Here is a 22,814-nt window from a genome sequence, read left to right as displayed (position 1 = left end):
AGATATACTCCAATTACCAAATCATTGACAAGGAGTGAGGAAGATGGAATTACTCGGAATTCATCATGTATCGATCTTAACAGGCATGGCGGAACGCAATTATCAATTCTACACACAAATACTTGGCATGCGTCTGATCAAAAAGACTGTCAATCAAGATGACACGACATCGTATCATCTGTTTTATGGAGATGCGGAAGGGAATCCAGGAACGGACTTGACGTTTTTTGATATTCCGCATCTTGGAACGGGTGTACCGGGGGCATCGAGTATCTCTTCGACATCGCTTCGTGTCAAAACAACGGCTGCACTTCATTTTTGGAAACGACGTTTTGAAGCGAAAGGTGTGGATCACGATGAAATCGTCGAGCGAGCAGGGCGCCAAACACTAGCCTTTCGTGATCAGGAAGGAACACGCTTGATTCTCGTCGCGGAAGATGGTGAGGCAGGTGTCGCAGGTGGTGTACCATGGCCGCAAGAAGAGATTCCATCGGAGCATGCCATTGTTGGACTGGGAGCTGTCACATTAACGGTCAACGATCCGACGTTGACGATTCGTGTTCTGACGGAAGTCATGGGATTCCGAAAAGTAGGTTCTTATCCATCTTTAGCAGGTGACTTTGAACCGATTGAAGTCTATGCAACGGGAGAAGGTGGTATCGGAGCAGAGGTTCATGTCGAGACACGGCCAGATCTCGATCGAGAACGTCTTGGTCGTGGTGGCGTGCATCACGTCGCGTTCCGAGTGCCGAACAGTGATGAATATGAAAAGTGGGTCGAACGCCTGAATGCCTATCACTTACCGAACTCCGGTAAAGTCGATCGTCACTATTTCCAAGCTCTTTACTTCCGGGAACCGAACCATATCTTATTCGAACTCTCGACGGATACACCGGGGTTCGCGACGGATGAGTCCGTTGAAACGTTAGGGGAGACGCTTGCTTTACCACCGTTTCTTGAACCAAAGCGAGCTGCCATCGAAGCGCGGTTACGTCCACTCGAAATCTGACAATCCTGTGACACAGGTCACAGAAGGATCGTCCATCCCGTATACTAAGAACAGGAATCAAGAAAAAGGAGTGACGGGATGTTAAGAACTACGCTTGGGCAATTCCGAATGATTGCGATACTAGAAGGAATCTCGTTTTTAGTCTTACTGTTGATTGCGATGCCGTTAAAGTATATGGCGGATATTCCGCAAGCTGTTTCGGTCGTGGGCGCACTTCATGGTGTCTTGTTCGTCATGTATGCACTCTGGCTCGCGGTCGTGAAATTCAAATACGATTGGTCGATTATCAAGGCGGGGATTGCGTTCATCGCATCATTCATCCCGTTTGGTACATTCGTGCTCGACTGGAAGCTAAAACAGGAAGCAACAAACGCGTAAATTGTGTATACTGAATAGAGCACGGCTGTGGATAACTGTTTTTGTCTATGCGAAGCAGGTTATCCACAGCTTTTTTCTGTGGATAATTTTTAGGAGGATATATCATGTCAACATTTGAAACATTACACATCAGCGATCTGTGGATAAAAAAATTACAAAAACAAGGCATCAAGGAGCCAACACCGATTCAAGAACAAGCGATTCCGTCATTACTCGACGGACGCGACTTGATTGGGCAGGCGCAAACGGGAACAGGGAAGACGTTAGCGTTTCTCTTACCAATCCTTGAGCAAATCGATGTCGAATCACAAACGGTTCAAGCATTGATTGTTGCACCAACACGTGAACTTGCGCGTCAAATTGCCGATGAGACGCATAAACTGATTCGGAACACGGAACAGTACCGTGCACTCGCTGTATACGGTGGACAAGACGTCTTTAAACAGATTCAACGACTCGGTCGGATGCCACAAATCATCATTGGGACACCAGGACGGATTCTCGATCATGTCGGTCGCGGCACACTTGATTTAAGTGAATTACGGACGCTTGTCTTAGATGAAGCAGATCAAATGCTGCAAATCGGTTTCTTGCCAGAAATCGAAGACATCATTGAAGCAGCACCGGTTGATCGTCAATTCGTCATGTTATCCGCAACGATGCCACCGAAAGTAGAGGAACTGGCGAAAACGTATTTGCGTAATCCAGTCGAAGTACAGGTGGAAGCGGAAAGCATCACTGTTGAAGCGATCGAACAGTTCGTCGTCGAGACGACGGATCGCCGCAAGCAAGCGACACTGCGGACGATGCTTGACGAGATGCGTCCGTACGCAGCAATCATCTTCTGCCGTACGCAACGTCGCGTCAGTAAATTGAATGAAGAAATGCAGATGCAAGGGTATCCGACGGATGAATTGCATGGTGGGTTGACGCAAGGGAAACGAGAAAAGGCGATGGCGAAGTTCTATCAAGGAAAAACACAATTCCTGATCGCAACAGATGTTGCTTCGCGTGGACTCGATGTGACAGGTGTGACACACGTCTTTAACTACGATTTACCAGACGATGCGGAAAGTTATGTTCACCGGATCGGTCGGACAGGACGTGCCGGGAACGACGGCATTGCTGTTTCGATCGTGACACCGAAAGATGGTCGGACGTTCCGTGATATGGAGCGGGAATTGAACATCTCGGTCACGCCAATCGTCGTCGAATTATCTGAAGAAGCGATTCGCGCACAGCACGACCAAAGCAAAGGATCACGGAAGACGACAGAAGGACGCGGAAACACGCGTCGTTCGAATAACCGTCGCCCGGGACGTGCACATCGTAAATAAACAGAAACAAGATACAAGAGCCGGTCTACTTCTCTCATAAAAAGAGAAAATAGACCGGCTCTTGTATCATTTGGCGTAGACCATCTGACCACCGAGATGACCGGTATAAGCAAGCAACCCGCTACCGACGATCGCAACAACGAAACTAAGTAACAAAAACATTTTTTTGTTTGAGCGGTAACCCAATAACAGAAATAACAGCGAGACACCAAAGGCAACAAGACTGAACAACGCGAAATGTTCATGATTTTCGATAGCAGCATGAGTAACACTGCTTAAGTTCGCTTCCGCATACTCTTCTGCTCCGTCTCCAGACAAATAGGCAGCGACTCCGGAAATCAGACCGACGACTAACGTAAAAAGGGCAAACAGTTTGAATTGCGTCCATTTCAGACTGACGAGTAATAAGATCGTCGCAAATAATAAAAGTGCAATCGGTGCATGAACAAGAAGTGGATGAAGCGGTACGTTCCCCAACATATCAAAGACCTCCTTGGATAAGTATGGTAAAGCATAATTTCACTTTACCCTGCTTATCTGACAGTTAACTGACACCGTTTTAAAGAGTTGGGAAATGAATGATGAACCGTGTGCCTTCACCTAATGTGGAATCAATGGAAATCGTTCCACCATGTTGCTCCACAATGGATTGAGCAATCGATAGCCCAAGACCGGTTCCTGTTCCGTGACGCGAATGGTCACCCCGGTAAAAACGCTCGAATATTTTAGTTTGTTGATCGGAAGCGATACCGATTCCACGGTCCTGTATCGTCAACTGGCGTTCTGTAGCAGTTTCTTCGAGGGAGACATTAATGGCTTCATCGCTGTAGACAAGAGCATTTTCAAGAAAGACCGTCAATAAGCGATTCAATTGATGGGCGTCTCCTTTCATGCGTAAGTCAGAAGCAATCGAAGCGTGAATGACGCGATCCGAGTAGGCATGCTGAAAACGTTCGACGGTCTTTTGAACGAGTGAACTAAGGTCAACTTCCTGTTTCGGTGAAGGTTGTCCTTCTCGCGCAAGCAATAGTAAATCAGAGACTAAATACTGCATCCCTGCCGTTTCTGCTTTGATATCCTCTAGAATCGTGCGTCCTTCATTCGAAAGTGATTCCGCTTCTAGCAATTCAATCCCGCTATAGACGATTGTCAGAGGTGTCCGTAGTTCATGTGAAGCATCGGATGTAAAACGACGTTGGCGATCAAATGCTTGTTGCACCGGAATGACGGCTCGACCAGCAAGGATGTATCCGACTAGCGTCAGAACGATCGTTGCGAGAACGCCAATCCCCGCAAGAACGGCAATCAATCGCTGCAAGGTATCTTCGGTCGGAGAGATGTCCTTCATTAGCAGTAGTCGTCCTTCTTCGGTACTTCGTTGATACAGCAAGAAGTGTCGATCATCCCACTCCACTTGTTTCGTCGTATCATTCGAGCTTAAAAAACGGCGCAGTGTTTTCATCTCGACGCCAGGCGGCAAACTTGCATAGCGTTCGTTTCCTGAACCGTCGAGTAACTGGAAGTAGATCGGATTTCGGATGAATTGATCTTCCCCGTGTTCGATCCGTTCGAAGATATCTCGATCAGATACGCCCTTCAATTGATTCAATTCCATTCGATTCAGCAATTGAGCGTTCGTGACATACACACCAATCAGGATGAGGACTAGTACAAGAAAAAACGAACCACTGAATAACAAGGTCAGTCGTTTTCGAATCGATTCAAGCATGCGGATCACCTAAACGATAACCGAACCCGCGAACTGTCCGGATCAAATTAGGAGCACCGACCGCATCTAATTTTTTCCGAACGAGTCGGACGAGCGCATCGAGCGCGTTATCCGTAATATCCGCACCGATCCCCCACACGACTTCGATGATTAATTCACGACTCATGACCTGTTCAGGTCGTCTTAACAGTAAGGAAAGGAATTCAAATTCACGTCGTGTTAAATCAATCGGATGATGTTCATAGGAAATTGTTTGTGACGATAGATCGAGTACTAGTCCGTTGAAGGAGACCGTCGACACGAATGCCTTTTGTTGACGACGACTGAGCGCGCGCAGTCGTGCCAGTAATTCATTCGATTGAAACGGTTTAACGAGATAGTCATCGGCTCCACTATCGAGACCATGAACGAGATCGATTTCCGTATCACGAGCAGTCAACATCAAGATGCCGCCTTCGAACTGTTCTTGGCGTAAGGTAGCGGCGACTTCGATTCCGCTCTTACGAGGCATCATCCAATCGAGAACGAGTAAGTCATAGCGATACGTCTGACATTGGAGGAGCGCTTCCACTCCATCCTGCGCAACATCTACCTGATATCCTGCCCGCTCCAAATGGAGGCGTAACATCTTTGCAAGACGCTGATCATCTTCTGCTACCAAAACGCGCATGCACATCGCTCCTCTTTTTTCTCATTATCCCATAGTTGCCGTCAGTTAGTTGTCAGTTTTTTTCGATACAGTAAACGTAACAAGAAGGGAGAGGAAACAGATGAAACCCAAACCATTTGCGAAATGGCTTGTCGGGCTTAGTAGTTCCGTCTTCATCGGACTCGCCATTGGTCAGTTGAGTGTCAGTTCGAACGATTCCTCGACGACACCTGTTTCGACAGGCGATACGTATTCGAACGATACGACATTACCATCTCAAGGGAATCAATATAGCGATGATGAAGGCGAATACGAAGGGGATGATGGATATTACGAAGAAGACGATGATGATCAATGGCAAGGTGATGAATCATCTGGCTTCAGTCAACCCGGTGGATCGAGTGACGGGCAGTCTAGCCATTCGAGGTAAGGAGGAGGAAGATGGAGCGACAATTGTATGCGATGCATAATCAGGTGCGGTTCGTAACGGATCAGCCGATCGATGAAGCAGAATGGGAGGAACTTGTCCGATTCTTTCATTATGTGGATCGGCAGTGGTCACGCTTTGATGAGCAAAGTGAAGTCAGTCGATTGAATCGCTTACGGATCGGCGACACGTTATCGGTGTCCTTACCGTTAGCCCGCTTGCTTGCCCGCGCTACACGATATTTCGAGCAGACCGAACGTTATTTTTCCCCATTCCTGCTGGCGCAACAACAAGCCAATGGCTATCGGCAATCATTTCCTTTCACACAAGCTGTCGCTTATGAAGAGGTTGCTCCACCAGAAATCGCCCCGTTCATCATTGAAGGATGTGACGTGACTCGAGTCGGAGGCGGTTTTATCGACCTAGGTGGCATCGGAAAAGGAGCTGCCGCGATGATTGCAGCGCAACGACTACGAAAAAGCTGGAATCGTGGATTGATTGAAGCGGGAGGCGACGTCATCGTCTGGTCCGATGAGGAACCATGGAATATCACGATCACGCATCCCGAGACCGAACAACGCGTCGCTGATGTGCAGTTGCGACAAGGCGCGGTCGCGACATCGAACCGTGTCTATCGATCGTGGAAGACGGACGGACAGACGCATCATCATTTGTTGGATGGACGAACAGGACGTCCGACGAAAAGTCCGATTCTTCAAGTAACCGCATCTGCGCCACAACTCTATGAAGCGGAAGTCATGACGAAACTTGCCTTTCAGATGACAGAGACAGAACGTCAAGAAAAGCTGTTTCGTTGGTTTCCAAAAGGACGATTATTGATTTTGGATACTGCTGGGGAATGGCGAAGTGAACAGAAAGGAGTGAGTGAGACATGGACTGGATGAAATGGTTGTTCTCAACATGGACGATGATCCGGTTGAGTGGATTAAGTGGGCACTTCTTCATGACGATTTCTGTCTTAGCGGGATTGCTCGGTTCCTACCCGGCATTCAAAAAACAAAAAGCACGACTGCATCACGTGCATTTATATAGTGGCTGGGCAGGGTTGCTCGCAATCGTCCTTCATGCGACGCTCATCATCGTCGATTCATACGCACCACTGACGATCTTTGAAGTCCTGATTCCGGGCCAAGCTTCTTATGAACCACTCTGGAATGCGCTAGGAACGATTAGTCTCTACTTATTCGGATTCGTTCTCGTGACATCAGATTTCTTAAAGGAGACGCTAGGCAAGACGCTTTGGAAATTGACGCACTGGCTTGTCTTACCTGCTTGGCTATTAATGACGGCACATGGTCTTTTCATCGGTACGGATACCGGAACCCTGTTCACGACGATTTGGTACGCTATCTCAACACTGACGATGTTTACGCTCGTCCTATACCGGATGCGAATTCGTCCTGTGCAACGGACTCGAACTTCAGCAAAAGAGCGCTCAGTCGTACGCTGAGCGCTCTTTTTATTGTCGGGCGAGCCAAGACGTCCACTCGTTAAAGGCAGCGTCCCGATTCTCGATATAGTTGTGATCACTATCGACAATCGCTTCCTCGAACGGACTGCCGGATAGCAATAAGTCATGATGGAGTGCTTTGATCGATGTTTCGTCCCGTTCTGACGTCATAAGCAACATCGAGCGATCGGCTAGACGTTCTTTTAGCGTCAGTAAGTTCCAAGTCGTATGATGGTGCTTCAACTCATCGAGTAACGCGTCAGCAACGGCACCATTTAGGAAACCAGCTCCTCGTTCGAGTACACCGTGTAGCGCAGCTTCGTATTCCGGATGTTCGAGGACGAGCTGACCGACGAGACCAAAATTAAACGGAGAGATTCCGACATAATGTGCAGCCGCTGGTGTCTCAGCAAAAGCATGCAGACCGGCGAAGCCACCCATGCTATGACCAACGACGGTAATCTGATCCGCCTTGATTCCATGTTCGGCAGTGAAAGGCTCTGAGCAGACATGCTGTAGTGTCGCGGTCGCGTCTTCCAAAACATGTTGGAATCGAAAGGTTCCAGGACTGCCGATCGTTCCACGATACGACGTGACGAGTACATGGTACCCTGCACTTTGAAGTTGAACTGCCCAGTCCATGTTCAACTGTTTCCCGGGAAATCCGTGGAAGAGGACAATCAGTGGAGCATCCGCTGTATGTTCAGGTGAATAGAGACGGGCAATCAATTGTTCTGAACCACCGCTTGGAACATGGAGATAGGATAGTGTTGCCTTTTTCGTGATCGTTTCCAAAAAAACACGCTCCTTCATAATCATTTTCTAAGTCTTAGTGTGCGTGAAGATGCACGATCATGCAATGATTAAGTGTGTGAACTAAAAAGATGGGATACCCTTCTGGGCATCCCATCTTTTGTATGATGTAGCTTAGAATACTTTTGTCGTCCATGATTCACAGTTCCATAAGTCTGTCGCAACAGCTTCATAGAATTCTGGTTCGTGTGAGATCAACAGGACTGTTCCTTTGTACTCTTGTAACGCACGTTTTAATTCTTCTTTGGCTTCGACGTCCAAGTGGTTCGTCGGCTCATCGAGTACGAGGATGTTCGATTCCGTATTCATCAATTTACAAAGACGGACTTTCGCTTTTTCCCCACCGCTGAGCACTTCGATTTTCGATTCGATGTGTTTCGTCATCAAACCACACTTCGCTAGCATGGCACGGACTTGTTGTTGTGTCAGAGACGGGAACGTATTCCAAATCTCTTCGATACACGTATTCGAGTTCTTCTCTTTAACTTCTTGTTCGAAGTACCCGATATGCAAGTTCTCGCCTCGCTCAACGACACCCGAGACAGCTGGAATTTCACCGAGCAAACTCTTGAGCAACGTCGATTTCCCGATTCCGTTCGCACCGTGCAACGCAATCTTCTGCCCACGTTCGATCGTCAGATCAAGAGGGCGCGAAAGTGGCTCATCGTATCCGATGACGAGACCTTTTGCTTCGAACATCAATTTACTTGGTGTCCGTGCTTGGAGGAAGTGGAACTCTGGTTTTGGACGCTCTTGCGCAAGTTCGATGACATCCATCTTATCGAGCTTCTTCTGACGTGACATCGCCATGTTCCGTGTCGAGACACGTGCCTTGTTCCGGGCAACGAAGTCCTTCAACTCAGAGATTTCCTGCTGTTGACGCTTGAACGCAGACTCGAGTTGCTTTTTCTTCGCTTCATGGATCGTAACGAAGTTGTCGTAATCACCGACATAACGATTCAATTCTTGATTTTCCATATGATAAATCAAGTTGATGACGCTATTGAGGAATGGAATATCGTGCGAAATCAAGATGAACGCATTCTCATATTCATTCAAGTAGCGTTTCAACCATTCGATATGCTGGACATCGAGATAGTTGGTCGGCTCATCAAGTAAGAGAATGTCCGGTTTTTCAAGAAGGAGTTTGGCGAGCAGGATTTTCGTCCGCTGTCCACCACTGAGCTCTTGTACATCCCGGTCGAGTCCGATCTCATCGAGCCCAAGACCGCGCGCGATTTCTTCGACTTTTGCATCGATCGTATAGAAGTCGTTATTCGTCAGAATGTCCTGCAAGACGCCGACTTCTTCGAGCATTTTTTCCAGTTCCTCTGGCTCGACTTCGCCCATTTTACCGTACAAATCATTGATTTCCTGTTCGATGTCGAACATGTACTGGAATGCACCTTTAAGTGCATCGCGGATGGTTAATCCTTTTTCAAGGACAGCGTGCTGATCCAAATAACCAACGCGTACATGCTTCGCCCATTCGACTTTTCCTTCATCCGGCTCAAGTTGCGACGTAATGATGTTCATGAACGTCGATTTTCCTTCACCGTTCGCACCGACGAGACCGATGTGCTCGCCTTTTAACAGGCGGAAGGAGACATTTTCGAAAATGGCGCGGTCACCGAATCCGTGACTTAAGTTAGATACCGTTAAAATACTCATAATTACTCCTTATTTCATGAATTCCTGTGACTTAGACGCCTGTCCGTTTTTTCTGGTTGTTTGCTTTTTTCGTCTGTTGGCTCGTCAATTGTTTCGTTTGTGTTCCTTGTAAGCCAGTCGGACGTTTTGTTTGCGCTTGTTTTTTTGCTTTCAAGCGTTCAATCATTGCCTCTTGCAATGATAGTTTTTTTGGTTGTTCACTCATGTTCGTTCACCTCGATTGATTCGTTCTTACTTTCTAGTATGCCAAAAAAAACGTCTCTTGGAAATGAAGAGACCTGATTTTACATCTCAAAGTGTATCGGCAAGATAGACGACGTAACAATTCCGGTCGATATCGATTTCACAGCTGTCACGCTCAAACACACCGTGTCCTTCGACTTCGATCTTGTCCTTGATCAAAAAACGCATCGCTTGGACGTGATTCGGAACCGTTGATGTCTTTAAGAGCGGTTGCGCGCTGTCAGATAAATACTGTCTGAACTCGATATGAATTTGATGCGGTGGATAAACGCGTTCTTCTGTCGCACGTGGTGATGCTTTAATGTGGTCGACGATCAATTGATCATATTCACCTGCCATCTCATTGGAACGAAGCTCGTATTGATGTCCTTCGATGATATGAAATTCGCAGAGTTGGTGGGCAATGATCTCTTCCGGTTCGATCGCATAACGATCATATTGATAGATCGGATGGAATTCACCATTTTCTTCAACGTAGTAGGCAAGTGACATGCGTAAATCCTCCTTTTCGTTCTATAGATACTATTACCACATTGAAGGAAAAAAAGTTCCGACAGAACAAAGAAACTTTTCTCTCCAAAAAAGCGTATACTATCCATAACGAGAGTAAAAGGAAAGGGGACTGAGACGGTGAATTGGATGAAACAAGCGACACTAGCTGCAACACTGTTGATCGGAACGACACTAAGTGGGTGTGGATCGGATGATGCACGAGCGGAACGACCAGATGATCCGGATTGTGATGACTATGAGTATGATAATGATGAAGGCGTTTGGTACTGTGATGATAGTTCATCAACCCATTCAGGATACTATTACTGGGGCGGTAGTTATTTCGCATCACGTGCCTTGATGCATAGTGCGATGCGAACAAAAGGGTATACGCCGAAATCAAAAGAAGTAAAGAGTTATAACACGAAGACAAAGGGATTCGGAACAGGCTCATCTTCCGGCTTTTTCGGCGGATGAATAGACGACAAACCTTTTACGGAGACATCGATCGTTTTTGGGATGTGCTAGACGGGGAACCGTACGCTGTGACGGAAATCATGCCCATCTCGGACGAACGAATCGACCAACTGCATATCGCGGCGCAAGAAGTTTACAAGATATTTGAAAAAGTACTTCCGATTCTTCGATCGATGGATGATGAGGCACTGCTCGAGCTGGGCTTTCCAGTTGAAAGTCTCGCTTTTTTGCGACTCGAGACGATGCGACCGTTGACCGTCATCGGACGCTTTGATTTCATTGCGACGGCAGATCGTATCTCACTCATGGAATGGAACGCGGATACGCCGACTTTCATTAAAGAAGTATTTGAAGTCAATGATGTCGTAGCGGAAAAACAAGGTTTTGAACGGGTCAACGATGGGGAAAACAAATGGCTGAAGGCAACTGTCCGTCGTGCGATCGAAGCCGCGATACATCGGACGAAACAGCATCCGCATGTCGTCTTCACCTCACATGGTGACCACATCGAGGATCGATTGACGGCTGAGTATTTGCAGTCGTTTTGGAGTGATGCGACCTATTGTCCACTTCATGCATTAGAGATTCGTCCGGAAGAAGGTCTGTACGATGAGGCAGGTAAAAGAATCGATATCTTATATCGTCAAACCTTTCCGATTGAGATGGCCTTACTTGACCGGGATGAAGACGGAAGAAATTTAGGACAATTACTCCTGCAACTCGTCGAGACAGGGCGACTCGAAATCATCAATCCGCCGTCTGCCTTTTTAATGCAAGCTAAGTCGGTTCTTGCATTGATCTGGATGTTGCATGAAGCCAATCATCCGTACTTGAGCGAAACGGACCATATGACGATTACGCGTTACTTTTTACCGACGTACTTATCCGCTGATCCATTCATTTCAAGCCAGCGATCATTCGTTAAAAAACCAATCTTCGGGCGTGAAGGAGATACCGTGACGGTCCATGATGGACAAGGACATATCATGCTGAAGAATGAACAGGATACGTTTCGTGATCAACCGGCTGTTTATCAAGCGTATCAAGAATTACCGACGTACTCACTTCAGGAAGAGGGAGAAGTCGCGTATATGTATGGTGTCTTTATTTTAGGAGGAAGACCAAGTGCGATTGGTGTACGTGCCGGAGAACGGATTACTGGAAACCGTTCCTATTTCGTACCAATTGGTCGACAGCATGAAGGAGGGAGAAACGTATGAGAGCAGCAATTTTAGGAGCATCTGGTCTAGTCGGACAAGAACTCGTCGATCGTTTGTTGGCAGAAGATGCGTATAGCGAGGTACATGTTCTCGTGCGCCGCCCGATGCGCCGTTTTCATCCGAAATTGGAAGAATGGGTGATTGATTTTGATCGTGTGACAGAAATTGAACTACCTGTCGTCGACCATGTCTATTGTGCACTGGGCACGACGATCAAACAAGCAGGATCGCAAGAGGCATTTCGTCAGGTTGACTACACATATCCGATTGAACTTGGTCGTGAATTGTTAGACCTCGGGGCGACACGATTTGCCTTGATTTCGGCGCTCGGTGCCCATCCGAATGCGAAAACCTTCTACAATCGCGTAAAAGGGGACACGGAAAACGGATTACGTGTACTCGGATATGACGCGTTATTGATTTTTAGACCATCATTGTTGCTAGGGGATCGAGATGAATTCCGCTTAGGCGAACAAGCGGCTGCGAAAATTTCGACAGTTTTACGCCCCTTGTTGAAGCGGAGCGCCATTGCTCCGATCGAAGCTGGTCAAGTCGCTGCGGCGATGATCCGTGAAACGTTACATGCACCGCCTGGAATTACAATCATCGAATCGAAACAGATGCAATCCTGAGCAGTCGAGTAGTCGACTGCTCTTTTTGTTATTCTTGTAACGTAAATAATATTTGACTCGTCAAATGATTTGCGGTTGAATGGTAAAGTGCTGTCTCATATATAAAAAAAGAAGTGAGACAATTCAGGCAAAACAGTGTATTCGTATCCTATCTGTTTCGTCACGCTTATCGTTTGGGGAAAGCGGGAAAAGATGATGGATTATGCACTTATTTAGGATTGATGAAAGGAGCCGATCATATGGCAGAGTTTGATCGCGATCAGGTCTATAAGACCGTTCCGCAAAAAGGATTCTTCGGGAATCCGAAAGGGTTGTTCACCCTCTTCTTCACTGAGTTTTGGGAGCGTTTCTCCTACTATGGCATGCGTGCCATCCTTATCTTCTACATGTACGATTCAGTTGCCAACGGTGGTCTAGGTATCGATAAGACGACAGCTGCGTCAATCATGGCCGTTTATGGTTCGCTCGTCTACATGTCAGGGATCATTGGGGGATGGGTAGCTGACCGTTTACTCGGTACGTCACGCACCGTCTTCTATGGTGGTATCTTGATCATGCTAGGGCATATCGTCCTTGCTTTACCAGCAGGCATTACAGCCCTCTTCATCTCGATGGGACTTATCGTTATCGGTACTGGTTTCTTGAAACCGAACGTATCGAATATCGTCGGTGATTTGTACAGCAAGACGGATAACCGCCGCGATGCTGGTTTTAGTATCTTCTACATGGGGATCAACGCTGGTGCATTCCTCTCACCACTCGTCGTTGGTGAAGTGGCTGACCGCGGTGGATATCACGCTGGTTTCGCACTCGCTGCCATCGGGATGTTCGCAGGACTTGTCGTCTTCGTCTTGACGAAAAAGAAAAACCTTGGTCAAGCGGGTACGTACGTCTTGAACCCATTAAAAGGGGACGAGAAAAAACGTTTCATCACGATCGCATCAATCGTTGTCGTAGTGATTGCTGTACTCGGTGTCGTTGCATCGATGACAGGACTGTTGACGATTTCTCGTTTTACTTTAATGGTCACGATTCTCGGGATCTTGATTCCGATCGCTTACTTCACAGTCATGCTTCGTAGTCCAAAGATCACGGATGATGAGCGCTCACGTTTGATTGCGTATATTCCGTTGTTCATCGCAGCAGCGATTTTCTGGGCAATCCAAGAACAAGGTTCATACGTCCTCTCAATCTTCGCAAGTGAACGGACGAACCTTTCATTCTTAGGATTCGAGATTCAACCGGCATTCTTCCAATCGTTGAATCCGCTCTTCATCATTGTGCTAGCACCTGTGTTTGCGAGCTTCTGGGTCAAACTCGGTGACCGTCAACCAACGACGATGCAAAAGTTCTCGTTTGGTCTTCTGTTCGCTGGACTTTCGTTCATCGTCATGACACTACCAGGTATCCTGTTCGGTGTGGAGACGTCAGTTAGTCCACTCTGGCTTGCACTGAGCTTCTTCCTCGTCGTCATCGGTGAGCTCTTCTTGTCACCAGTCGGTCTATCGGCAACGACAAAACTGGCGCCGGCTGCCTTCTCAGCGCAAACGATGAGTCTGTGGTTCTTGACGAACGCAACGGGACAAGCGGTCAACGCACAAATCGTTAAATACTACACGAATGACACGGAGATTTTGTACTTCGGTATCACGGGTATCGTTGCCGTCATCTTCGGATTACTTTTGTTCGCTTTCGCACCAAAACTTCAAAAATACATGCGCGGTATTCGCTGATGCATGAAAAAAGACGCTTTCTCGATCGAGAAAGCGTCTTTTTATTAATCATTCGTCCGGATATGGCGTAACCCTTCTGCGAGCAAGGCGACCAATGTTCCGAGGACGAGACCGTTTGAAATCAGGGTCGTCACGAGTGGCGGTAAATCGGCCGTTGCTCCTTTTGGTAGTAACAACGCACCGATGCCGACAAGGACCGGGAGACCGACCGTGATCATCGCCGTTTGACGATTCAAGTCGCGGGCTGCTTCCGTGACGCCGATGATTGCCATTCCGGCAACGATCGGTGCGACCATCGCATAACCGACAGCGACGGGGATTTTAGCGATCAATCCGACGAATGGTGTCACGATACTGAGGAAGAGACAGGTGATATTCGCATAGACGAACGCTTTGCGGTCCGTGTTATCTGTTGAAGCAATGAACCCAGCCGTTCCGGAAATGGCGACAGGACCCACCGTACCGAACAGACCAGCGAAGAGTTGTCCGATACCAGCCGTGATACCAGCTGTTCCGACTTGTCCTTTGACGGTTTCACCACGCTTGGCACTGATGATCCGTTCGATGACCTTGATGTTCGCTAAGACGTTCGTCATTAACAACAACGAGATGATGAGAGCTGTCGGTAATAAGCTCCAGTCGACATGAATACCGCCGAACGGCAATAAACTCGGTAAAGTGAACAGTGGACCATCGAAACTTGGCATCTCGGCACGACCGATCAATGCAAACATGCTCCAACCGACGAGTAGCGTGATTAATAAAGCGTACTGGCGTAAGCGATCACTTCGTTCTAAATAAAGCGAGATCAAGACCGTCAGAATCGAGATGACGGCAGGTAATACTTGAATTCGTCCATCCTCGATATTGAGCAATCCTTTCATGACGGATCCGGACAGTTGTGCCGACAGTAGTAGCATGTAGACACCGATGACTTGCGGTGTAAAAAGAGGGACTAAGCGCCGTAATACACCCGTCATCGTCAAGACGATACAGATGATACCGCTGAGTAGGAGTAAGAATCCAAGCGACTGTAAAGTGTTTGAATAACTGCCGTACAATGTGACACCAATCGACGAATAGAGGGCAAATACACCCCACCAAATTCCAGCAGGACCTTCCATGATCGGTAGACGGTGTCCGAGCAGGACTTGAAAGAGACTTAAGATGGCAAATACGAATAGACAACGAGATAAGAAGGAAAGCGTCTCGGCACCCGAGAGTTCAAACGATGCTGCGATGGCAAGGGGCGGGGCAATGTTAGTACAGATGATGAATAAAAACCATTGAATCGTAGACACAAGGGTACGCGGCAAAACGTGAATCTCCTTTCGAAAAAACAATATTGGTTTCATCTTAAACCAATTCATGAAAAAGCGATAGGGATGCTTACAATGACTGAAAATTCTAATATTTGTTTTCATATGTGATTTAACACATAATATGGGGTATAACGGTAACGGGAGGGAATGAAATGAAAAAATGGAGTATAAGAATCATTGGAACGATTGCTGCGCTGTTGGCACTGCTCGTATTTGCATTCATGATCTGGGCGCAGTTCGATTATGATGCATCTCCCCAAGCGATATCTTACGTGGAGACAGCTACACCACGTGAAGTGACATTTGGAAAAAAGACGAGTGACGTCGGATTCATCTTTTATCAAGGGGCAAAAGTCGATGCAGCGGCCTACAGTTATTACGGCAAGCAACTAGCGAAAGACGGGCACTTCGTCGTCATCCCGAAGCTACCGTTTCGGATTGCGTTGCTTGACTCAAGCGAAGGACTCGATGTCATCGAGGAGTATCCACAGGTCAAAAAGTGGTATCTGATCGGGCATTCGCTCGGTGGAAGCGCAGCTTCGACGATCGTCGAACAACATCCGAAAATTAAAGGAATCGTTTTCCTCGCGTCCTATCCGATTGATTCGATTGATGTGCCCTCGTTGACGATTTATGGTGGACGAGATGGTGTCTTACCAGTCGCTGATATCGAAAAAAGTAAACAGGACGTTCGAAAAGATGCCGTATTCCATGAAATCAAGCAAGGGAACCATGCGAACTTTGGTATGTACGGTCGACAAAAAGGGGATAACAGCAGCCCATTAACGCCAAAAGAACAACAGGACGAGTCGTTAGATGAAATCAAACGATTTATCGATACACCTTAATCAATTCTCTAGTGAATAAACGACTCATCAATCAAATGAAAAGGATGGAGAGATTCTGGCACTGGGTCCAGAATCTCTCCATCCTTATTTCTACTGAGTCATCGATTCAATTCAAGCGATGAGCGACTTCGTCGAGCGTTGGCAAAGCAGCCATCGCTCCTTTGACGGAAGCAGCAAGTCCGCCTGAAATCGCTGCGAATCGACCGATGTCGCGAAGTTCATCTTCAGACCAATCAAACGAAAAATCGCGTAACGCGCACTGGTAGAGTAAACCGGACATGAAGGCATCTCCAGCTCCTGTCGTATCGATTGCGTCGACCGTAATCGCATCGATGACAGCCATCGCACGATCCGTATAGAGAATCGATCCTTCACTTCCTCGCGTGATGGCAAGAAGACGAATCGGATATTCAGCTAACAATTCAGCAGCCCCGTCATCAAGATTCGTTTGTCCAGTTAGAAACGTCAATTCTTCCTCAGCAAGTTTGACGATTTGTGCATCCGGTAGGACAGACCGGATCGTCGTCCGCGCTTCGTCAAGATTCGGCCATAGCGACTCTCGTAAGTTCGGATCGTAAGAGACTGGTACTTGGTGCGCTTTTGCACGTGCGATGGCTTTTCGTGTCGCGTTGACGGATTCTCCAGTGATCAAAGAGATCGAACCGATGTGTAATAAATCGACGGACGTGAAATCCTCCGGTACATGTGTTTCGTGGAATTGCATATCAGCGCGCTCCGCGTTGATGAACTCGAACGACCGCTCTCCATCCTGACCGTTCGTAACGAGCACAAGTCCTGTTTTTTGCGTCGAATCGTGGACGAGATGATCGGTACGAACACCATAATGATGTAACGTATCTTTCAAGAAGTGTCCCATCGAATCATCACCGACAGCTCCAAGAAAATAACTATCAGCGCCTAATCGAGCGAGTCCGACAGAGACATTGGCAGGAGCACCTCCAGGATTTTTTTGAAACGTCATGTTTTCAGCATCAAGAGGAATCAAATCAATCAATGCTTCCCCTAAACTAAAGATTTTCATACGTAGAACTCCTTTCAAGATCCGGACGAATCCGTTCGATGTGTAAAGCCATATAGCCGATTTCTGATTCAGGTACACGTGTATCGAGTTCGACAGTCAACCAATTGCCCATTTGACTCGCACAGGCATAAGCCTCAGCATAACGTGTTTTGACGGCAGATAAAATCACATCATCCATGTCGTGTAAGGTTTCTCCTTGTTCAATCCGGGCGAGGACCAATTTCATGTGCGTAAAGAAACGATAATACGTCATCGATGAGGTCTCGATCGTTTGTCCAAAAAAGACTTCGATCTGTTCACGTAGTTCATTGAGTAACGTAACCGTCTGCAACGCAGTGGCCATATTCGGATGCGTTTGGCGTGCATTGTATAAGTGAAGCGCGATGTTCGCAGCTTCTTCTTTCGGTAGCGTGACCTGTAAGGCACGCTCGATCTCAAGAACTGCCCATTCTCCAATCGCATACTCCGGTCCATACAAAAGGCGAATCTCTTCTGCCAATCGATTATGCACGACGAGTTGTTCACGTGCTAATCGTACGGCATGAGCAAGGTGGTCCGTCAGACTGACGTGAATATAGTCATGAAACGGCGTTTGGAGCTCACCTTCTGCATGTGAGATGATGCGTTCCGATAAATCAATGATCTCAAGTGGTGTCGTTGTCAGAATCTCTTTGAACTGTTCTGCATTTTCAAATGAAGGGATGAACATTTTTTCGATCTTCGTCGCTTGAATCGGATCTTTTTTCTTTTTTCCAAAAGCAATGCCTGGTCCCATGACGATGCGTTCCTGTCCATTTTCTTTGACGACAACAGCGTTGTTATTGAGGATCTTATGAATAATCAGCCTGACGTCCTCCTTTCCGATCTTTTCTTTTATTATAAAGCGAACTTCAGCGCTTTGCGAACCGACAAATGCGACCACCGAGCCCGAGGACTCGGTTTGGTCGCATGAAGGATTAAGCAGCAACGTCCGTTTCTTTTTGTTTCCGTGCATCGAGACGCATCAAGACGACAGTCGAGATGAAAGCAGTGACGACTGCAATGGCGAACCCGACGAGATAGTTGATCAAGTTTGACGCACCGAGTGGCGCGACGATCGCAATCATCGGAATTCCAGTTAATCCATAAGCGTTCGCAGCGACTTGTGTCAAGACGACATAACCGCCACCGATCGCACCACCAATGGCACCACCGATGAATGGTTTTCCAAGACGTAAGTTGACACCGTAGATGACGGGTTCTGTGATTCCGAGAAATGCTGAGAACGCAGACGGTAGGGCGAGTGCTTTGAGTTTAACGTTCTTCGTCAAGAAGTAAACGGCAAGTCCGGCACCACCTTGAGCGACATTCGCCATCGACCAAATCGGTAAGAGGAAGTTCTTTCCGATACTCTTATCAGCAAGTAATCCTGCTTCAATAGCATGGAAACTATGGTGCATCCCTGTGATGACGATTGTCGAATAAAGTCCACCGAAGAGAAGACCGGCGACGACTGAGAACTGTTCATAGAAGAAGACGAGTACGAATGAAATGCCTTTTCCGAGTAACGTTCCGATCGGACCAATGACGATCAATGCCAGGAATCCAGTGACGAGAACCGTAACGAACGGTGTCACGAGTAAGTCAAGCGTTTCGGGTGTCCGTTTCCGGACTTGTTGTTCAATCTTTGCCATGACCCAAACGGTTAAGAGAACCGGGAAGACCGTTCCTTGATAACCGATCAACTCGATGTTCATTCCGAGGAACTTCATGACTTCCGGATCACTATTACCGAGCGTCCAAGGGTTTAAGAGGGACGGGTGTGTCATGATCCCCCCGATGACGGCACCGAGGTACGGGTTCGCACCGAATTCACGGGCTGCCGAGAAACCGATCAGGATCGGTAGGATGATGAAGGCAGAAGACGAGAACATATCCAGTAGTTGGACGATCGGTGAATCACCGTCAACCCAACCGAAGGCCTTGATCATACCGAGTAATCCCATCAAGAGACCGGCTGCGACGATTGCCGGAATGAGTGGAACGAAGACGTTCGAGAGCGAGCGGGCAAGACGGGCGAACGGATTTAATTTTTGCGATGCAGCCTTTTTAACGTCGAGTGGTTCTTCTCCATCGACCTTTACACCGGCAAGTGGTGCAAACGCAGCAAATACCTTGTTGACGGTACCGGTTCCAAAGATGATTTGGTATTGACCAGAACTTGAGAAGGCGCCGCTGACACCATCTAAGTCTTCAAGTGCTGCTTGATCGACCTTTGATTCATCATGCAAGACAAGACGTAAACGCGTCGCGCAATGAGCAGCAGTGATGATGTTCTCGCGTCCACCGACGAGTTCGAGCACACGTTTAGCAGTTTGTTGATAATCCATCGGAAAAGTCCTCCTTTTTCATGAAACGTGCTGAATGAGACAAAAAAAGGCAAGACCGAACAACACCTCTCCTAACGAGGTGTCATTTCGGTCTTGCCAGCCGTACTGTCACAATCCGCACTATTGATTTGATTTCATCTTAAAGGAGAAAAGAAAGCGTTGTCAATACTTAATGTTCATTTTTTTGAATCTGAATATCGACCTCAACACCGTAGTGATCGGAAACGACGGGACCGTGAATCCCATCGAATACGACTCCGACGCGTTCGACGTCAATTTTCCGATTCGATAAGACGAGATCGATCCGCAATCCTTGTTGATTGTCTTCCCATCCATCGATGTTGCCATTGATCGTCTCAATTCCGACCGTTTCCTTAGCTAGCAGGAAGACGTCGTGTAATCCTCGTTGCATCATATAGTCATAACCTGTATTTCGTTCTAAGGCATCGTTGTTGAAATCACCGAGGAAAAATGTCCATTCGAGTGGATCCATCCGGGCCATCAAATGATTGAATTGTTCCTGGAACGGTTCGACTTCATCTGCCCACCAGCCAAGATGGCATGTATTGAACGTAATCGGTGTACCGTCGACTTGGATCGTCGCACGGACGATTTTTCGCGATTTCCAATCGAATGTATCTTGACTGCGGCTGACATAATAACTGTCCGATTTTAAGATTGGGTGTTTCGTCAAAAGAGCGAGTCCTTCTTCATACTTATCATAGCCGATATGAGCAAAATCCCAGACGAGGGAGTAGGTTTGACCTTGTTCTTTTAACGCTTGCTGGATCAAATAGGCAAAGTTATCGTTACGCACATCATCATAGACGATGGGTGTATCCATCAATTGACTCACTTCTTGCAGTGCGACGACATCATAATCTTGAGCGAGAATTTGTTGAACGATCTGGTTTAATTTTTCGAGTGGCTGTTCTTCCTGCCACGAATGACAGTTTAGTGTGAGTAGACGCATGAGTGGTCCTCCTGATTTTTCAAATAAGAAAGGTGAAACTCTTATAAAAGAGCTTCACCTTTAGGTAGTTCCCTAATCTCGCAGGTTTATGCGCCGATCCGGTCTTGGATATCTGATTTTAAGATATCGGCTTTTGGACCGTAGATGGCTTGCACGCCATTGTTCTTAAGGATCAGACCAAGTGCACCGTTTGCTTTCCAGTCTGCTTCTTTTGCAACAAGCGCTGGATCTTTGACAGTGACACGAAGACGCGTCATGCAGGCATCGACGTCCTCGATGTTTTGCTGTCCACCAAGCAAATCGATGATTTGTGAAGCTTGCGAACCGTCGGCAGGAGCTGATGTCGCAGCAGCCTCACCTGAAGCTTCAGTTGTAGATACGTTGATATCGTCAAGATAGTTCCCGTTACGACCTGGTGTCGCATAGTTGAACTTCTTGATGACGAAACGGAACGTGAAGAAGTTCAAGAAGAAGAAGAACACACAGACACCGATGAAACGAATTAAATCACCAATTAATCCAGCTTTTGCAATCAATGGAATCCGCGTCAAGAGTTCGATCGCACCGAATGCGTGAATCCGAAGATGCATGACATCTGCTAGTGCGAAAGCAACACCCGTGAGCACAGCATAGATGACGTAAAGAACAGGAGCGATGAACATGAACATGAATTCGATTGGCTCCGTGACACCTGTCAAGAAAACTGCAAGTCCAGCAGATAAGAAGACAGGTTTGTATGCTTTCTTCTTATCTTCATCAACTGACATGTACATTGCGACAGCGATACCGATCAATGAAGCAAGTGATGTGACGACTTGTCCTTCTTTAAAACGAGCAGGAACGACACTGTTGATTAAGTCATTGTATCCTTGTGTGTTACCGGCTTGTTTTAAATTAACGAGGTCAGTGATCCAAGCTAACCAAAGCGGATCTTGACCAGCAACCGTCGATCCTTGAGCAGCACCTGTCAGGATTTTGTACGTTCCACCGAGTTCCGTGTAGTTCATCGGGACAGTCAACATGTGATGAAGACCGAACGGAAGTAATAGACGCTCGAGTGTACCGTATACGAACGGTGCAATGATCGGTGCAGAATCACGTGAAGAGGCAATCCAGCGACCGAAGTCATTCAATAAGCCTTGAACGAACGGCCAAACGAGTGATAAGGCGAATGCTGCAACGACTGATCCACCAATGACGACGAATGGTACAAAACGTTTTCCGTTGAAGAATGCAAGCGCATCTGGCAATTTACTGAAGTTATAAAATTTATTAAAGAGAACGGCACCAAGGAAACCAGAGATGATTCCGACGAATACTCCCATGTTGAGAGCAGGTGCCCCTAAAACTGAAGTGAAATAATCTTTTACGATGAGCTCAGAACCAAGTAATGAATCGACCGTTGCTTTTGGGTCCGCGATCATGTCAGCGTTGACACCGAAGATAGCTCCTGTGACACGGTTGATCAAAATGAAGGCGAGTAACGCTGCGAACGCACCACCAGCACGTTCTTTTGCCCATGACCCACCAATCGCGACGGCGAATAAGACATGAAGGTTCGTAATGATAGCCCAACCTAAATCTTCAACGATTCGAGCAATCGTTTGCATTAACGCGATATCGCCTCCATACATGCCGATCAGTTTCCCGACCGAGATCATGATTCCTGCAGCAGGCATAACCGCGATGACGACCATCAAGGCTTTACCGAGTTTTTGCCAAAAATCGAACGAAATAGCATTTTTCAAGATCATTCACTCCTTTTGTATCTCTTTTTCTCTAATATGTGTGTAAGAACAGTGCAATAATGTAAGCGATTAATGCAACCGTTTGCATATAGAATTGTAAGCGATAACTTTTTAAAAAGCTAGTGTTTTACAAGAAAAATATTTGAAATTTTATTTTGATTAGAAATTGATAGTTCGGAAAGGTATTCAGATTTTAAAAAAGTGGGAATAAGACTACAGTGAACGTTGTTT

24 protein-coding genes are annotated in these 22,814 nt (G+C 47.0%); 11 read left to right on the top strand and 13 right to left on the bottom strand.

What is annotated here, in order from left to right; translation table 11 throughout:
- The first annotated feature begins 43 nt into the window (after positions 1–43).
- The 3 genes from AYO36_RS13410 to AYO36_RS13400 all read left to right on the top strand — a co-directional run bounded on the left by AYO36_RS13410 (position 44) and on the right by AYO36_RS13400 (position 2,724).
- Positions 44–1,009 carry a ring-cleaving dioxygenase gene (locus AYO36_RS13410; protein ID WP_064300708.1) on the top strand — a complete coding sequence of 322 codons (966 nt, stop codon included), beginning with the start codon at positions 44–46 and terminating at the stop codon, positions 1,007–1,009.
- Between the two features lie 78 nt (positions 1,010–1,087).
- The gene (locus tag AYO36_RS13405) at positions 1,088–1,387 is read left to right on the top strand and encodes a DUF3817 domain-containing protein (protein WP_050677188.1); all 300 of its coding nucleotides are present in this window, start codon (positions 1,088–1,090) and stop codon (positions 1,385–1,387) included.
- A gap of 104 nt (positions 1,388–1,491) precedes the next feature.
- The gene (locus tag AYO36_RS13400) at positions 1,492–2,724 is read left to right on the top strand and encodes a DEAD/DEAH box helicase (protein WP_023469749.1); all 1,233 of its coding nucleotides are present in this window, start codon (positions 1,492–1,494) and stop codon (positions 2,722–2,724) included.
- A gap of 66 nt (positions 2,725–2,790) precedes the next feature.
- Here the strand turns inward: AYO36_RS13400 and AYO36_RS13395 are convergent, their stop codons facing one another.
- The 3 genes from AYO36_RS13395 to AYO36_RS13385 form a co-directional block, all read right to left on the bottom strand.
- Complete coding sequence (locus tag AYO36_RS13395) at positions 2,791–3,204, bottom strand: DUF2231 domain-containing protein (RefSeq protein WP_050677186.1); 414 nt, start codon at positions 3,202–3,204, stop codon at positions 2,791–2,793.
- A gap of 79 nt (positions 3,205–3,283) precedes the next feature.
- Positions 3,284–4,453, bottom strand: coding sequence for a sensor histidine kinase (locus AYO36_RS13390; protein WP_064300707.1), 1,170 nt, complete (start codon positions 4,451–4,453; stop codon positions 3,284–3,286).
- Positions 4,446–5,123, bottom strand: coding sequence for a response regulator transcription factor (locus AYO36_RS13385; protein ID WP_064300706.1), 678 nt, complete (start codon positions 5,121–5,123; stop codon positions 4,446–4,448). The genes AYO36_RS13390 and AYO36_RS13385 overlap by 8 nt, the downstream gene beginning before the upstream one ends.
- Positions 5,124–5,223: 100 nt before the next feature.
- Here AYO36_RS13385 and AYO36_RS13380 point away from each other — a divergent pair, with 100 nt between their 5' ends.
- The 3 genes from AYO36_RS13380 to AYO36_RS13370 are packed head-to-tail and all read left to right on the top strand — an operon-like array spanning position 5,224 to position 7,000.
- Positions 5,224–5,532 carry a hypothetical protein gene (locus tag AYO36_RS13380; RefSeq protein WP_058704368.1) on the top strand — a complete coding sequence of 103 codons (309 nt, stop codon included), beginning with the start codon at positions 5,224–5,226 and terminating at the stop codon, positions 5,530–5,532.
- 11 nt (positions 5,533–5,543) lie between these two features.
- Complete coding sequence (locus AYO36_RS13375) at positions 5,544–6,434, top strand: FAD:protein FMN transferase (protein WP_064300705.1); 891 nt, start codon at positions 5,544–5,546, stop codon at positions 6,432–6,434.
- On the top strand, positions 6,422–7,000 hold the full coding sequence (locus tag AYO36_RS13370; protein ID WP_064300704.1) for a ferric reductase-like transmembrane domain-containing protein: 579 nt from the start codon (positions 6,422–6,424) through the stop codon (positions 6,998–7,000). Before AYO36_RS13375 ends, AYO36_RS13370 begins: the two co-directional genes overlap by 13 nt.
- A 9-nt stretch (positions 7,001–7,009) precedes the next feature.
- Here the strand turns inward: AYO36_RS13370 and AYO36_RS13365 are convergent, their stop codons facing one another.
- The 4 genes from AYO36_RS13365 to AYO36_RS13355 all read right to left on the bottom strand — a co-directional run bounded on the left by AYO36_RS13365 (position 7,010) and on the right by AYO36_RS13355 (position 10,219).
- Positions 7,010–7,795: an alpha/beta hydrolase family protein gene (locus AYO36_RS13365; protein WP_064300703.1), complete on the bottom strand. Its 786-nt coding sequence runs from the start codon at positions 7,793–7,795 to the stop codon at positions 7,010–7,012.
- Between the two features lie 132 nt (positions 7,796–7,927).
- On the bottom strand, positions 7,928–9,484 hold the full coding sequence (locus tag AYO36_RS13360) for an ABC-F family ATP-binding cassette domain-containing protein (protein WP_023469741.1): 1,557 nt from the start codon (positions 9,482–9,484) through the stop codon (positions 7,928–7,930).
- Between the two features lie 31 nt (positions 9,485–9,515).
- Entirely contained in the window at positions 9,516–9,689 is a 174-nt protein-coding gene (locus AYO36_RS16945) for a hypothetical protein (protein WP_023469740.1), read from the bottom strand.
- Between the two features lie 86 nt (positions 9,690–9,775).
- Positions 9,776–10,219, bottom strand: coding sequence for a hypothetical protein (locus tag AYO36_RS13355; protein WP_058704372.1), 444 nt, complete (start codon positions 10,217–10,219; stop codon positions 9,776–9,778).
- A gap of 147 nt (positions 10,220–10,366) precedes the next feature.
- Here AYO36_RS13355 and AYO36_RS13350 point away from each other — a divergent pair, with 147 nt between their 5' ends.
- The 4 genes from AYO36_RS13350 to AYO36_RS13335 all read left to right on the top strand — a co-directional run bounded on the left by AYO36_RS13350 (position 10,367) and on the right by AYO36_RS13335 (position 14,281).
- Positions 10,367–10,696, top strand: coding sequence for a hypothetical protein (locus tag AYO36_RS13350; protein WP_035395686.1), 330 nt, complete (start codon positions 10,367–10,369; stop codon positions 10,694–10,696).
- Positions 10,693–11,916, top strand: coding sequence for a glutathionylspermidine synthase family protein (locus AYO36_RS13345; RefSeq protein WP_064300702.1), 1,224 nt, complete (start codon positions 10,693–10,695; stop codon positions 11,914–11,916). The genes AYO36_RS13350 and AYO36_RS13345 overlap by 4 nt, the downstream gene beginning before the upstream one ends.
- The gene (locus AYO36_RS13340; protein WP_023469736.1) at positions 11,913–12,548 is read left to right on the top strand and encodes a Rossmann-fold NAD(P)-binding domain-containing protein; all 636 of its coding nucleotides are present in this window, start codon (positions 11,913–11,915) and stop codon (positions 12,546–12,548) included. Before AYO36_RS13345 ends, AYO36_RS13340 begins: the two co-directional genes overlap by 4 nt.
- A 239-nt stretch (positions 12,549–12,787) precedes the next feature.
- Positions 12,788–14,281, top strand: coding sequence for a peptide MFS transporter (locus AYO36_RS13335; RefSeq protein WP_047390672.1), 1,494 nt, complete (start codon positions 12,788–12,790; stop codon positions 14,279–14,281).
- 44 nt (positions 14,282–14,325) lie between these two features.
- On the opposite strand, the gene AYO36_RS13330 is transcribed toward AYO36_RS13335, so the two are convergent.
- Complete coding sequence (locus AYO36_RS13330; RefSeq protein ID WP_064300701.1) at positions 14,326–15,597, bottom strand: purine/pyrimidine permease; 1,272 nt, start codon at positions 15,595–15,597, stop codon at positions 14,326–14,328.
- A 158-nt stretch (positions 15,598–15,755) separates the two neighbouring features.
- Between AYO36_RS13330 and AYO36_RS13325 the strand changes: the two genes are divergently transcribed.
- Complete coding sequence (locus tag AYO36_RS13325) at positions 15,756–16,451, top strand: alpha/beta hydrolase (protein WP_064300700.1); 696 nt, start codon at positions 15,756–15,758, stop codon at positions 16,449–16,451.
- A gap of 106 nt (positions 16,452–16,557) precedes the next feature.
- On the opposite strand, the gene AYO36_RS13320 is transcribed toward AYO36_RS13325, so the two are convergent.
- From AYO36_RS13320 to AYO36_RS13300, 5 genes are all read right to left on the bottom strand, one after another.
- A complete protein-coding gene (locus tag AYO36_RS13320) occupies positions 16,558–17,493 on the bottom strand; it encodes a carbohydrate kinase family protein (RefSeq protein ID WP_050677176.1) in 936 nt (311 codons plus the stop codon).
- The gene (locus AYO36_RS13315; RefSeq protein WP_231681717.1) at positions 17,480–18,322 is read right to left on the bottom strand and encodes a PRD domain-containing protein; all 843 of its coding nucleotides are present in this window, start codon (positions 18,320–18,322) and stop codon (positions 17,480–17,482) included. The genes AYO36_RS13320 and AYO36_RS13315 overlap by 14 nt, the downstream gene beginning before the upstream one ends.
- 127 nt (positions 18,323–18,449) lie before the next feature.
- Positions 18,450–19,862: a sucrose-specific PTS transporter subunit IIBC gene (locus tag AYO36_RS13310; protein ID WP_023469730.1), complete on the bottom strand. Its 1,413-nt coding sequence runs from the start codon at positions 19,860–19,862 to the stop codon at positions 18,450–18,452.
- 169 nt (positions 19,863–20,031) lie between these two features.
- On the bottom strand, positions 20,032–20,835 hold the full coding sequence (locus AYO36_RS13305; RefSeq protein ID WP_023469729.1) for an endonuclease/exonuclease/phosphatase family protein: 804 nt from the start codon (positions 20,833–20,835) through the stop codon (positions 20,032–20,034).
- A gap of 86 nt (positions 20,836–20,921) precedes the next feature.
- Positions 20,922–22,589, bottom strand: a complete 1,668-nt coding sequence (locus AYO36_RS13300; protein WP_023469728.1) for a PTS transporter subunit IIBC — start codon at positions 22,587–22,589, stop codon at positions 20,922–20,924.
- Positions 22,590–22,814 lie beyond the last annotated feature (225 nt).

The organism is Exiguobacterium sp. KKBO11 (assembly GCF_001644945.1).
In the GTDB taxonomy this organism is placed as follows: Bacteria; Bacillota; Bacilli; order Exiguobacteriales; family Exiguobacteriaceae; genus Exiguobacterium_A; species Exiguobacterium_A abrahamii.
Note: the sequence above shows the minus strand (reverse complement) of the source record. Positions and strands in the feature narration are given on the sequence as shown.